This is a genomic window from Pseudomonas sp. LFS044 (genome assembly GCF_047978245.1).
In the GTDB taxonomy this organism is placed as follows: domain Bacteria; phylum Pseudomonadota; class Gammaproteobacteria; order Pseudomonadales; family Pseudomonadaceae; genus Aquipseudomonas.
Window position 1 is genome coordinate 123,209 of the sequence record NZ_JBFPFX010000008.1, and the last position, 12,990, is coordinate 136,198.

At 63.4% G+C, this 12,990-nt stretch carries 11 protein-coding genes; 9 read left to right on the plus strand and 2 right to left on the minus strand.

Translation table 11 applies throughout. From position 1 onward, the window contains the following. The first annotated feature begins 1 nt into the window (after position 1). The 3 genes from ACNQPL_RS09160 (at position 2) to ACNQPL_RS09170 (ending at position 2,119) form a co-directional block, all read left to right on the plus strand. Positions 2-436: an acyl-CoA thioesterase gene (locus ACNQPL_RS09160; RefSeq protein WP_346613743.1), complete on the plus strand. Its 435-nt coding sequence runs from the start codon at positions 2-4 to the stop codon at positions 434-436. Between the two features lie 51 nt (positions 437-487). After that, complete coding sequence (locus tag ACNQPL_RS09165; protein WP_346613744.1) at positions 488-1,459, plus strand: tRNA dihydrouridine synthase; 972 nt, start codon at positions 488-490, stop codon at positions 1,457-1,459. A gap of 216 nt (positions 1,460-1,675) precedes the next feature. Continuing rightward, entirely contained in the window at positions 1,676-2,119 is a 444-nt protein-coding gene (locus ACNQPL_RS09170; RefSeq protein ID WP_346613745.1) for an Hsp20 family protein, read from the plus strand. A gap of 48 nt (positions 2,120-2,167) precedes the next feature. Here the strand turns inward: ACNQPL_RS09170 and ACNQPL_RS09175 are convergent, their stop codons facing one another. Together ACNQPL_RS09175 and ACNQPL_RS09180 are read right to left on the minus strand one after the other, a co-directional pair. After that, complete coding sequence (locus ACNQPL_RS09175) at positions 2,168-5,464, minus strand: PAS domain S-box protein (RefSeq protein ID WP_416466496.1); 3,297 nt, start codon at positions 5,462-5,464, stop codon at positions 2,168-2,170. A 61-nt stretch (positions 5,465-5,525) separates the two neighbouring features. Beyond that, positions 5,526-6,404: a LysR family transcriptional regulator gene (locus ACNQPL_RS09180; protein ID WP_387527268.1), complete on the minus strand. Its 879-nt coding sequence runs from the start codon at positions 6,402-6,404 to the stop codon at positions 5,526-5,528. 130 nt (positions 6,405-6,534) lie between these two features. Here ACNQPL_RS09180 and leuC point away from each other — a divergent pair, with 130 nt between their 5' ends. The 6 genes from leuC (at position 6,535) to ACNQPL_RS09210 (ending at position 12,982) form a co-directional block, all read left to right on the plus strand. After that, positions 6,535-7,968 carry a 3-isopropylmalate dehydratase large subunit gene (gene leuC / locus ACNQPL_RS09185; RefSeq protein WP_346613748.1) on the plus strand — a complete coding sequence of 478 codons (1,434 nt, stop codon included), beginning with the start codon at positions 6,535-6,537 and terminating at the stop codon, positions 7,966-7,968. Beyond that, positions 7,965-8,609, plus strand: a complete 645-nt coding sequence (gene leuD, locus ACNQPL_RS09190; protein ID WP_346613749.1) for a 3-isopropylmalate dehydratase small subunit — start codon at positions 7,965-7,967, stop codon at positions 8,607-8,609. Before leuC ends, leuD begins: the two co-directional genes overlap by 4 nt. A gap of 149 nt (positions 8,610-8,758) precedes the next feature. Beyond that, positions 8,759-9,523: a class I SAM-dependent methyltransferase gene (locus ACNQPL_RS09195; RefSeq protein ID WP_346613750.1), complete on the plus strand. Its 765-nt coding sequence runs from the start codon at positions 8,759-8,761 to the stop codon at positions 9,521-9,523. A gap of 54 nt (positions 9,524-9,577) precedes the next feature. Further along, positions 9,578-10,660 (plus strand): 3-isopropylmalate dehydrogenase, encoded by a 1,083-nt coding sequence (gene leuB / locus ACNQPL_RS09200; RefSeq protein ID WP_346613751.1) that lies wholly within the window; start codon positions 9,578-9,580, stop codon positions 10,658-10,660. A gap of 63 nt (positions 10,661-10,723) precedes the next feature. Further along, entirely contained in the window at positions 10,724-11,836 is a 1,113-nt protein-coding gene (gene asd, locus ACNQPL_RS09205) for an aspartate-semialdehyde dehydrogenase (protein ID WP_346613752.1), read from the plus strand. A 141-nt stretch (positions 11,837-11,977) separates the two neighbouring features. Continuing rightward, positions 11,978-12,982, plus strand: a complete 1,005-nt coding sequence (locus ACNQPL_RS09210) for an aspartate-semialdehyde dehydrogenase (protein ID WP_346613753.1) — start codon at positions 11,978-11,980, stop codon at positions 12,980-12,982. Positions 12,983-12,990: the final 8 nt, after the last annotated feature.

Sequence of the window (12,990 nt, forward strand, 5' to 3'; positions counted from 1 at the left end):
CATGAGCTGGGACCTGGCAACGCCATTCATCATCGACCTGCGCGTCGGCAGCGAGGACATCGACGGCCTCGGTCACGCCAACAACGCGGTCTACGTCACCTGGCTGGAGCGTTGTGCCTGGCGCCACTCCCAGCGCCTGGGCCTGGACCTTGCCGAGTACCGGCGTCTGGACCGCGCCATGGCGGTGGTACGCCACGAAATCGACTACCTGGCTGCCGGCTATGAGGATGACGAGCTGCAGCTGGCCACCTGGATCGTCGACTGGGACCAGCGCTTGCGCATGACCCGGCGTTTCCAGCTCAAGCGCCCGCGTGACGGCGTGACCTTGCTGCGCGCGCAAACCACCTTCGCCTGCATCGAGTTGTCCAGCGGCAAGCCCAAGCGCATGCCGGCGGAATTCGTCGAAGGTTACGGCCCGGCGCTGATCGGTGCCTGAGCGGGCGGCATTTTTTGTTAGACTGCCGCCTTTTCCCGCCGAGACCCCAACATGCAAATTGCCCTGGCCCCCATGGAGGGGCTGGTCGACAACATCCTGCGCGACGTCCTGACCCGAGTGGGCGGCATCGATTGGTGCGTCACCGAGTTCATCCGCGTGTGCGATCGCCTGCTGCCAGCCTCCTCGTTCGACAAGCTCGCACCAGAGCTGCGTCAGGGTGCGCGCACGGCTGCCGGCGTGCCCATGCGTGTGCAGTTGCTGGGGTCCGATCCGGTGTGCCTGGCTGAAAACGCGGCGTTGGCCTGCGAGCTGGGCGCGCCGGTGATCGACCTGAATTTCGGTTGCCCGGCCAAGACCGTGAACAAGTCGCGCGGCGGCGCGGTGCTGCTCAAGGAGCCGGAACTGCTGCATGCCATTGTGCGTGAAGTGCGCCGCGCGGTGCCGGCGCACATCCCGGTCACCTCCAAGATGCGCCTGGGCTTCGACAGCCCGGACGGGGCGCTGGACTGCGCAACGGCCCTGGCCGAAGGTGGCTCGGCGCACCTTGTGGTGCACGCCCGCACCAAGGTCGAAGGGTACAAGCCTCCGGCCCACTGGGAATGGGTGGCGCGGGTGCAGGATGTGGTCAAGGTGCCGGTGTTCGCCAATGGCGAGATCTGGACCGTGGACGATTGGCGGCGTTGCCGCGAAGTCAGTGGTGCTGAAGACATCATGCTCGGGCGCGGGCTGGTGTCGCGGCCGGACCTGGCCTTGCAGATCGCTGCTGCGCGTGATGGCCGTGACTACCAGCCGATGAGCTGGGAGGCCCTGTTGCCGCTGCTGCGTGAATTCTGGCGCCAGGCCCAGGCCAAACTGTCGCCGCGCTACGCGCCGGGGCGGATGAAGCAGTGGCTGGCGATGCTGACGCGCAGTTATCCCGAGGCGGTGGTGCTGTTTGCCGAGTTGCGCAGGGAAGATGACTGCCAGCGGATCAGCCGGTTATTGGGTGTTGAGGTGCAAGCATTCGAGGAATGTGTTGCCTGACCCGGCCCTATCGCCGGCAAGCCGGCTCCCACAAGGCCATGCGTTGCCTCGGTGGGAGCCGGCTTGCCGGCGATAGGGCCATCGACGCCACAGCAGAAATCAAATTTTTTACACCTGCCCCTTGAAAGCCATCTCCTGAACCCTATTTATTCAGTACGCGATGCCGAAGTCGGGTCGCGTAATGACTTACTTGCTGAATTTCAGGAGTTCATGACCATGACCAGCGCATTCTCTCTCGCACCTCTGTTCCGCCATTCCGTTGGCTTCGACCGTTTCAACGAACTGTTCGAATCGGCGGCACGCAATGAGGCGGGTAGCAGCTACCCTCCCTACAACGTGGAAAAACATGGCGATGACCACTATCGCATCGTGGTTGCCGCAGCCGGTTTCCAGGAGCAGGACCTCGACCTTCAAGTCGAAAAGGGCGTCCTGACCGTAACCGGTGGCAAGCGCGAAAATGGCGCCGCTGAAGTGACCTATCTGCACCAGGGCATTGCCCAGCGCGCCTTCAAGCTGTCGTTCCGCCTGGATGACCATATCGTGGTCAAATCCGCAGGCCTGGCCAACGGCCTGCTCAGCATCGACCTGCAGCGCATCGTGCCAGAAGAAGCCAAGGCCAAGCGCATCCCGATCAATGGGGAAAAACCTGCGCTGAACTAAGTTCGGCGACATGCCAAAAGGGCACCTTCGGGTGCCCTTTTTCGTTGCTCAAAAATCCGCAGGCGCCTCCAGCAACATTTGCCTGAACTCCTGCAACGGCAGCGGCCGGCTGTGCAGGTAGCCCTGATACAAATGGCAGCCCAGCCGTTCGAGAAATTCCAGCTGCTCGGTCAGTTCAACGCCCTCGGCGATCACGGCCAGGTCCAGGCTGCGTGCCATGGCGACGATGGCACGGACAATCTCGGCGTCGTTGGGGTCTACCGGGGCGTCGCGGACGAAGGTCTGGTCGATCTTCAAGGCGTCCACCGGCAAGCGCTTGAGGTAGGTCAGTGAGGAATAGCCGGTGCCGAAATCGTCCATGGCGAAACTCACCCCATAGCGCTTGAGCTCACGCATCTTGCTGATGGTGTCTTCCAGGTTCTGGATCACGATGCCCTCGGTGATCTCCAGCTTGAGCATGTGATGGGGCAGGCGGTAGTCGTTCAGGCTGCGCAGCACCCGTTCGACGAAGTCGTTCTGGCGGAATTGGCGCGGGCTGATATTCACGCACAGGCTGAAATCATCGGCATCGATCAGCCCGTCCTCGAGCATGTGCGCGCAGGCATCACAAGCTTCGTCGAGTATCCAGCTGCCAACTTCGAGGATCAGGCCGCTTTCTTCCAATACCTGGATAAACTGCGCAGGCGGCTGCTGGCCCAGTTGTGGGTGGTGCCAGCGCAGCAACACTTCGGCACCGACAATGTGGTTGTCGCGGGCATCCACCTGGGGCTGGAAGTGCAACGCCAGTTCGCCTCGCGCCAGTGCCAGGCGCAGGTCGCTTTCCATGCGCAGGCGCTCGCTGGCGGCCTTTTGCATGGTGGTGTGGAACAGTTGGGTGGTGTTGCGGCCCGAGTCCTTGGCCCGGTACAGGGCGATGTCGGCGCGCTTGAGCAGGTCGGCCGGGGTGGCGCCGTGGTCGGGGATCAGCGCTACCCCGATACTTGGCGTAACCTGCAGGCGCTGGCCGTCCAGCGACATGGGCTCGGCCAACAGTTCACGCAGGGTGTCGGCCAGTTCGCGGACCTTGGTTTCCACCGCCTCGCGGCTGCCTTCCAGGCCGCTGAGCAGGACCACGAACTCATCGCCGCCCAGGCGCGCCACGGTGTCTTCCAGGCGCACGCTGGCTTCCAATCGCGCCGTGATGATTTTCAGCACCGTGTCGCCCACCGGGTGGCCCAGCGAGTCGTTGATGTGCTTGAAGTGGTCGAGGTCGAGGAACAGCAGGGCGCCACGCAGGTTATGCCGGCGCAACAGGGCGATCTGCTGGCTCAGGCGGTCCATCAGCAGGGCACGGTTGGGCAGGTTGGTCAGCGGGTCGTGGTAGGCCAGGTGGCGGATCTGCGCCTGGGCATTCTTCAGTTGGCTGACATCGCGCGCGGTAAGCAGCAGGCAATCGACTTCGTTGAGGCTGATCGGCTCGACCGACACTTCCACGGTGAGAATGTCGCCACGCTTGTTGCGCCCGAGCATTTCACGGTGGTGCACCCGGCCGCGCTCCTTGAGCTCGGCGAGCAGGGCGTTGCGCTGTTTGTCGTCGGCCCAGATGCCCAGGTCATAGACGCTGCGGCCGATCACATCGGCATTGCTGTAGCCGGTCAGCCGGCAGAAACCATCGTTGACCTCCACGTAACGGCCGCTACGGCGTTCGGTAATGGTGATGGCGTCGGGGCTGGAGTGGAACGCCTTGGCAAACTTCTCCTCACTGGACTTCAGCGCCGCCTCGGCCCGTTGCTGCTGGGTGATGTCACGCAGCGTGGTGACGCTGCAAGGCTGGTTGTCGACGGTGATCAGCCGGCTGGCGATCACGCAGGTCAGCGGTGAACCGTTGCGGTGGTTGACCACCACGGCGACGTTGCTCAGCGCCTGCTCGCGGATGACCCGCTCGATGCGCTGCGCACGCGCGATCGATTCGGCCCACAGGCCAATCTCTTCGGCGGTGCGGCCAATCACTTGCTCGGCGCTCCAGCCAAAGGTCTGGGTGAAGGCCGGGTTGATCTCGATGAATTGGCCGGTGTCCTGGCGGGTTACGCAGATCGGGTCGGGGCTGACCTGGAACAGGCTGGCGAACTTCTCTTCCGAGGCGCTCAGGCGCTGCTCGCGTTCTACCTGTTCGGTGATGTCCAGCAACGTGCCGGCCATGCGCAAGGGGTTGCCGTGGTCGTCGCGGTACAGGCGGGCACGGCTTTCAATGTAGCGTGAGGCGCCGTTTTCGAGCTGCACGCGGTAGGTGATCTGGTAGTTGCCGGCCGGGCCTTCGCGCAGGCTGCGGTAGGCCTGGCGCATGACGTCGCGCTCTTCCTGGGGCACGCCTTCGAAGAACGCATCGAACGACTCGTGGAAGGGGATCGGGTCGAGCCCATGCAGTTGCGCGGCGCGGGCTGAGCCATAGAGCATGCCGCTGGGGATGTGCCAGTCCCAGGTGCCCAGCTGCGCCGAGTCCAGGGCCAGGTCAAGGCGCTCCTGGCTGTCCTTGAGCGCCTGTTCCGCGCGCTTGCGCTCGGAGGTGTCGACAAAGGTGCTGAGCAGGAACGTCACACCCTCCAGTTCAATGCCTTGGGCGCACAGGATGCCATCGTGAACTTTGCCGCTGCTGGCGCGAAACTGCACCTCCATGATTGCCGGGCCGCCGCTGGCGCGGATCGCTTCCAGCACCTGGTGGCGTTGCTCGGGGTTCACCCACAGGCCCAGCTCCAGGCTGGTCTTGCCGATCACCTGTTCGCCAGGCCAGCCGAACATGTCCTCAAAGTGCTGGTTCACCTCGAAAATCATGCCGTCGTTACGGCGCGTGAGCAGGATGGCGTTGGGGCTCAGGTGAAACAGCGTGGCGAAGCGTTTTTCCGAGTTGATCAGCGCGCTTTCCCGTTCGCGCTGGCGGGTGATCTCACGGATCACCCCGATCATCTGCGGCCGGCCCTGGCGGTCGTGGGTCAGGCTGCCGTTGATTTCCAGCCAGTGCAGGCTGCCATCCGGCCAGCGGATACGATGGCGCATGGCCCGCTCGGCGGGCTCGCCATTGACCACAGCCTGGAACAGCTGACGGGTGCGGGCGCGGTCCTCTTCGGGCAGCAGGTCGAGGTAATCGATGTCCTTGGGCAGGGGGCGCTGCGGATCGAAGCCGAACAGCGCCTGGGTGCCGCGTGACCAACTGACCCGGCCACTGTCGATGTCCCATAGCCAGGCGCCAAGGCGTGCACCATTGAGCGCGGCCAGCAGCTGCGGGGCGTTCTGCCAGGCCTGCTCCGACTCCTGAGGGTCGGCCGCAGGGATACGCGGCAGGCGCGGAAAGCGGTTTGCTGATTTGGGCATTGGTACCAGACCTTTGGCGTTTGACGCGTCCTTGAGTTGGAAATGCCGGGCTGACGACCGGTCAGGCGGACCCTGCGTGACTGTCGAGCAGGGCCATGAACGCCCTGGCGGCGTTCGATAGCGTTCGCTCGGTATGCAGTATGTAGCCTAGCTGGCGTGACAGCTGTATGCCGGGTAATGCGATGGGTGCAACCTGATCATCGAGCATGGTGCGCGGCAGCACGCTCCAGGCCAGGCCGATCGAGACCATCATCTTGATGGTTTCCAGGTAGTTGGTGCTCATGGCGATGTTCGGCGTCAGGCCCTGGCTTTCGAACAGCCGCTGGACAATGTGGTGGGTGAATGTGTTGCCACCGGGGAATACCGCCGGGTGGCGAGCGACGTCGGCCAGGCTGACCTGGGTGTTGCTGGCCAGCGGGTGCTCCGGGGCGGCCACGAAATCCAGCGCGTCATCCCATACCGGGAACGCTTTGATCAGGTGATGAGGCTCGGGTGCCAGGGTGATCACGGCAATTTCGGCACGGCCATGGAGTATTTCGTCGTAGGCCGCTTCTGAGTCGAGGAACTGAATATCCAACGCCACCGCCGGGTACTGACGGGTGAATGCCCGCAACAGCGGGGGCAGGCGGTGCAGGCCGATGTGGTGGCTGGTGGCGAGGGTCAGGCGACCACTCACCTCGCCGGTCAAATTGGTCAGCGCACGTCGGGTATCATCGAGCACATTGAGTATTTGGTAGGCACGCGGCAGCAGGGCCCGTCCGGCTTCAGTCAAGGTCACCTCGCGGCCCAGGCGGTCGAACAGGCGCACATCCAGTTGCTGTTCGAGCCCGGCAATACGCTTGCTGATGGCGGGTTGGGTGAGGTGCAGGCGTTCGCCGGCCCCGGAAAAGCTGCCGGTCTCGGCAATGGCAATGAAGGCGCTGAGGTTGGCCATGTCCATTGTTCGAATTCCTGATGGTTATGCAAAGCATGAAAATTATGAATTTGAGTTATTCAATCTATCGCCATAGCATCGTCCATACAAGCCAAGGGGTTTTTGGCATAGAAAGACGCTGATGAGGAACAGTCTGATGGCTGGTAAAACGCTCTACGACAAACTCTGGGAAGCCCATGAGGTCAAGCGCCGCGATGACGGCTCGTCCTTGATCTACATCGACCGCCATATCATCCATGAAGTGACGTCGCCCCAGGCCTTCGAAGGCCTGCGCCTGGCCAGCCGCAAGCCATGGCGCATCGATGCCAACATCGCCACCCCCGACCACAACGTGCCGACCACGCCAGAGCGCAAGGGCGGTATCGAAGCCATCGTCGACCAGGTGTCGCGCCTTCAGGTGCAGACCCTCGATGAGAACTGTGACGAATATGGCATCGTCGAATTCAAGATGAACGACGTGCGCCAGGGCATCGTCCACGTCATCAGCCCGGAGCAGGGTGCCACCTTGCCGGGCATGACCGTGGTCTGCGGCGACTCGCACACCTCCACCCACGGCGCATTCGGGGCCCTGGCCCATGGCATCGGCACCTCCGAGGTCGAGCACGTGCTTGCCACCCAGTGCCTGGTCGCCAAGAAGATGAAGAACATGCTGGTGCGCGTCGAAGGCACATTGCCTGCTGGCGTTACGGCCAAGGACATCGTGCTGGCGGTGATCGGCAAGATCGGTACCGCAGGTGGCAACGGCCACGCCATGGAATTCGCCGGCAGCGCCATCCGCGAGCTTTCCATGGAAGGCCGCATGACCATCTGCAACATGTCCATCGAAGCAGGCGCGCGGGTTGGCCTGGTCGCCACCGATGCCACTACGGTCGCTTATGTCGAAGGCCGCCCTTACGCGCCGAAAGGCGAGCAGTGGGAGCGTGCGGTCGAGTCCTGGAAAGACCTGGTTTCCGATGACGATGCGGTGTTCGACACCGTGGTCGAGCTCGACGCGGCCGACATCAAGCCGCAGGTCAGCTGGGGCACTTCGCCCGAGATGGTGCTGGCCGTCGATCAGCGCGTGCCGGACCCGGCTGCAGAAGCCGACCTGGTCAAGCGCGGCTCCATCGAGCGCGCCTTGAAGTACATGGGTTTGAGCGCCAACCAGGCGATCACCGATATCCACCTGGACCGCGTGTTCATCGGTTCCTGCACCAACTCGCGCATCGAAGATTTGCGCGCCGCGGCAGAAATCGCCAAGGGCCGCAAGGTGGCTGCCACCGTCAAGCAGGCGATCGTCGTGCCCGGCTCCGGCCTGGTCAAGGCGCAGGCCGAGCGTGAAGGCCTGGACAAGATCTTCCTCGAGGCGGGTTTCGAATGGCGTGAGCCGGGCTGCTCGATGTGCCTGGCGATGAACCCGGACCGCCTGGAAAGCGGCGAGCACTGCGCGTCCACCTCCAACCGCAACTTCGAAGGCCGTCAGGGCGCCGGTGGCCGTACCCACCTGGTCAGCCCGGCCATGGCCGCCGCTGCCGCGGTGACCGGCCACTTCATCGATGTCCGCGAGTTGATCCAAGGGAGCGCAGCATGAAAGCCTTTACCCAGCACACTGGCCTCGTCGCACCGTTGGACCGTGCCAACGTCGACACCGACCAGATCATCCCCAAGCAGTTTCTCAAGTCGATCAAGCGCACCGGCTTCGGCCCTAATTTGTTCGACGAGTGGCGTTACCTGGATGTGGGCCAGCCCTATCAGGACAACAGCAAGCGCCCGCTGAACCAGGAATTCGTGCTCAACCACGAACGCTACCAGGGTGCCAGCGTGTTGCTGGCGCGGGAGAACTTCGGTTGCGGCTCGAGCCGTGAGCACGCCCCGTGGGCGTTGGACGAGTACGGCTTTCGCAGCGTGATCGCGCCAAGCTTTGCCGACATCTTCTTCAACAACAGCTTCAAGAACGGCCTGCTGCCGATCATCTTGAGCGACGAGGAAGTCGATGAGTTGTTCAAGCAGGTTGAAGCCAACCCAGGCTACCAGTTGACCATCGACCTGCAGGCACAGGCGGTGACCCGGCCGGACGGCAAGGTGCTGCACTTCGAAATCGATGCCTTCCGCAAGCACTGCCTGCTCAACGGCCTCGACGACATCGGCCTGACGCTGCAGGACGCCGATGCGATCAAAGCATTCGAGGGCAAGCACCGCGCGTCGCAGCCTTGGCTGTTCCGTGATGCCTGAATGATGTAACCGGGTTTGCTGGCCTCATCGCCGGCAAGCCGGCTCCCAAAAGAACTGCACAGGTCCTGGCGCTTGTGGGGTCTCTGTAGGAGCCGGCTTGCCGGCGATAGCGGCCGTAGAGACAACCCAAAATCAAAAGGAATGCGCCCATGACCAGCACCACCCACACCGATGTGGTCCAACGCCAGTTCGGCGAACAGGCCAGCGCCTACCTCAGCAGCGCCGTGCACGCCCAGGGCAGTGAGTTTGCCCTGCTGCAGGCCGAGTTGGCGGGGCAGGGGGCCGCTCGGGTGCTGGACCTGGGGTGCGGAGCCGGCCATGTGAGTTTTCACATCGCGCCGCTGGTGGCAGAAGTGGTGGCCTACGACCTGTCGCAGTCGATGCTCGACGTGGTCGCCAGCGCCGCTGCCGAGCGTGGCATGGGCAACATCACCACCGCGCGCGGTGCCGCCGAGCGCTTGCCGTTCGCCGACGCTTCGTTCGACTTCGTCTTCAGCCGTTATTCGGCGCACCACTGGAGCGACCTGGGCGTGGCCCTGCGCGAAGTGCGTCGGGTGCTGAAGCCGGGTGGGGTGGCGGCGTTCATCGACGTGATGTCGCCGGGCAGCCCGCTGCTCGATACCTATCTGCAAACGGTAGAAGTGCTGCGCGACACCAGCCACGTGCGCGATTATTCTGCTGGCGAGTGGCAGCGCCAGGTCAGCGAAGCAGGCCTGCATACCCGCAGCCATACCCGTCAGCGCCTGCGCCTGGAGTGGCACTCGTGGGTCGAGCGCATGCGCACGCCTGAGCCGCTGCGTGTAGCCATACGCCAGTTGCAGCAAGCCATGAGTGAAGAAGTGCGGCAGTATTACCAGATTGAAGCCGATGGCTCGTTCAGCACCGATGTCATCGTGCTGTGGGCTGAGCGCTGAGTTTTTTACGGTGCGGCCGAGCTGGCCGCACCGCTTGAATGGATAGAGGAAAGCATGAGCAAGCAGATTCTGATTCTCCCAGGTGATGGCATCGGTCCGGAAATCATGGCCGAAGCGGTCAAGGTGCTGGAGCTGGCCAACGACAAGTTTCAGCTCGGCTTCAGCCTTGAGCACGACGTGATCGGCGGCGCTGCCATCGACAAGCACGGCGTGCCACTGGCCGACGAAACCCTGGAGCGCGCGCGCCAGGCCGATGCCGTGCTGCTGGGCGCCGTAGGCGGCCCGAAGTGGGACAAGATCGAGCGTGACATCCGCCCTGAGCGCGGCCTGCTTAAAATCCGTTCGCAATTGGGCCTGTTCGCCAACCTGCGCCCGGCCATCCTCTACCCGCAGCTGGCCGATGCTTCGTCGCTCAAGCCGGAAATCGTCTCGGGCCTGGATATCCTCATCGTCCGTGAGCTGACGGGGGGCATCTACTTCGGCGCGCCGCGTGGCCAGCGCGAGCTGGAAGGCGGCGAGCGCCAGGCTTACGACACCCTGCCGTACAGCGAAAGCGAAGTGCGCCGCATTGCCCGCGTCGGCTTCGACATGGCCCGCGTGCGTGGCAAGAAACTGTGCTCGGTGGACAAGGCCAACGTCTTGGCCTCCAGCCAGCTGTGGCGTGAAGTGGTCGAGGAGGTCGCCAAGGACTACCCGGACGTCGAACTGAGCCACATGTACGTCGACAACGCGGCCATGCAGCTGGTGCGCGCGCCGAAGCAGTTCGACGTGGTGGTGACCGACAACATGTTCGGTGACATCCTGTCGGATGAAGCTTCCATGCTGACCGGGTCCATCGGCATGCTGCCTTCGGCATCGCTGGATGCTGACAACAAGGGCATGTACGAGCCTTGCCACGGCTCGGCGCCGGACATCGCAGGGCAGGGCATTGCCAACCCGCTGGCAACCATCCTGTCGGTGTCGATGATGCTGCGTTACAGCTTCAGCCAGCAGGCTGCAGCCGAGGCCATCGAGCAAGCGGTCAGCCTGGTGCTGGACCAGGGCCTGCGTACCGGGGACATCTGGTCGGCCGGTTGCACCAAGGTAGGCACGCAGGAAATGGGCGACGCAGTAGTCGCAGCGCTGCGGAATCTGTAATCTCTCTGGCCCGCCACCGTTTTTGGTCGGTGGCGGCCCACTTTTAGCAAAGGTGTAGTTGCGATGAAACGTGTAGGTCTGATCGGTTGGCGCGGCATGGTCGGTTCCGTGCTCATGCAGCGGATGCTGGAGGAGCAGGATTTCGACCTTATCGAGCCGGTGTTCTTCACCACCTCGAATGTCGGTGGCCAGGGGCCGAGTGTGGGCAAGGATATTGCTCCGCTCAAGGACGCTTATTCGATTGAAGAACTCAAGACCCTCGACGTGATCCTGACCTGTCAGGGCGGCGACTACACCAACGAGGTCTTCCCCAAGCTGCGTGAAGCCGGCTGGCAGGGTTACTGGATCGATGCTGCCTCGTCGCTGCGCATGCAGGACGATGCAGTGATCGTGCTCGACCCGGTCAACCGCAAGGTGATCGACCAGCAGCTCGATGCCGGTACCAAGAACTACATCGGCGGCAACTGCACCGTCAGCCTGATGCTGATGGGCCTGGGTGGCTTGTTCGAAGCCGGCCTGGTCGAGTGGATGAGCGCCATGACCTATCAGGCAGCCTCCGGTGCCGGCGCGCAGAACATGCGCGAGCTGATCAAGCAGATGGGTGCCACCCACGCGGCCGTGGCCGATGACCTGGCCAACCCGGCCGCCGCCATCCTCGACATCGACCGCAAGGTCGCCGAGGCCATGCGCAGCGAAGCCTACCCGACCGAGAACTTCGGTGTGCCGCTGGCGGGCAGCCTGATCCCGTGGATCGACAAGGAACTGCCGAACGGGCAGAGCCGTGAAGAGTGGAAGGCCCAGGCCGAAACCAACAAGATCCTCGGCCGCTTCAAGAGCCCGATCCCGGTCGATGGCATCTGCGTGCGCATCGGCGCCATGCGCTGCCATAGCCAGGCGCTGACCATCAAGCTGAACAAGGATGTGCCGCTGGCCGACATCGAAGGCATGATCAGCCAGCACAACCCATGGGTGAAGCTGGTGCCGAACCAGCGCGAAATCAGCATGCAGGAGCTGAGCCCGACCAATGTCACCGGCACTCTGAACATTCCGGTCGGCCGCCTGCGCAAGCTGAACATGGGTTCCCAGTACCTGGGCGCGTTCACCGTCGGCGACCAGCTGCTGTGGGGCGCTGCCGAACCGCTGCGTCGCATGCTGCGGATTCTGCTGGAGCGTTGATCGTCTTGCGTTGATCCACAAACCCGCGCTGGAGACAGCGCGGGTTTTTTTATGCCAGCTCGCCAACAGGCCAGCACAGACAAACCTCTACAATCCGAGTAAAGTGCCGCCCCCCGCCGTTTCAGCAAAAGGATCCCCTCCATGACCCAACCCCTGGACATCGCCGTCGTTGGCGCCACCGGTAGCGTCGGTGAAACCCTCGTACAGATCCTCGAAGAGCTGGATTTTCCGGTTGCGACCCTGCACCTGCTGGCCAGCATGGAGTCGGCGGGCAGCAGCGTGATGTTCGCTGGCAAGAAGATCAAGGTGCGTGAAGTCGACAGTTTCGATTTCGCCCAGGTCAAACTCGCCTTCTTCGCCGCCAGCCCTGCCGTCAGCCGCAGCTTCGCCAGCAAGGCCCAGCAGGCAGGCTGCACGGTCATCGACCTGTCCGGCGGCCTCGATGACGCCATTGCCGTGGTGCCCGAAGCCAATGCCGAGCGTATCGCCAACCTGAAACTGCCTGCACGCCTTGCCAGCCCTGGCTCTGCAGCCGTCGCCCTGGCGGTTGCGCTGGCACCGCTGAAGGGGCTGCTGGACATCGAGCGGGTGCAGGTCATGGCCGCCCTGGCGGTATCTGCTCAGGGCCGCGAAGCGGTCAGCGAACTGGCCCGGCAAACTGCCGAGCTGCTCAATGCCCGTCCGTTGGAGCCGCGCTTCTTCGACCGCCAGGTGGCGTTCAACCTGCTGGCTCAGGTCGGTGCGGTGGACGAGCAGGGGCATGCCGGGCTTGAGCGGCGCCTGGTCAGCGAGCTGCGCGAGCTGCTGGGGCAGCCAGAACTGAAGATTTCCGTGACCTGCATTCAAGTCCCGGTGTTTTTCGGCGATAGCTTCAGTGTGGCGGTGCAAAGCCGTAAACCGGTAGATCTGGCGGCCGTCAATGCTGCGCTGGAGCGTGCCGGCAGCATCGAACTGGTGGCGTGCGACGATTATCCGACGCCGGTAGGTGACGCAGTAGGGCAAGACGTGGTCTATGTTGGTCGTGTACGCCATGGTGTTGATGAAGACCAGCAGCTCAACCTGTGGCTGACCACCGACAACCTGCGCAAGGGCGCCGCACTCAACGCCGTGCAGGTGGCGCAATTGTTGATTAAACACATGGCGTAAAAGATACT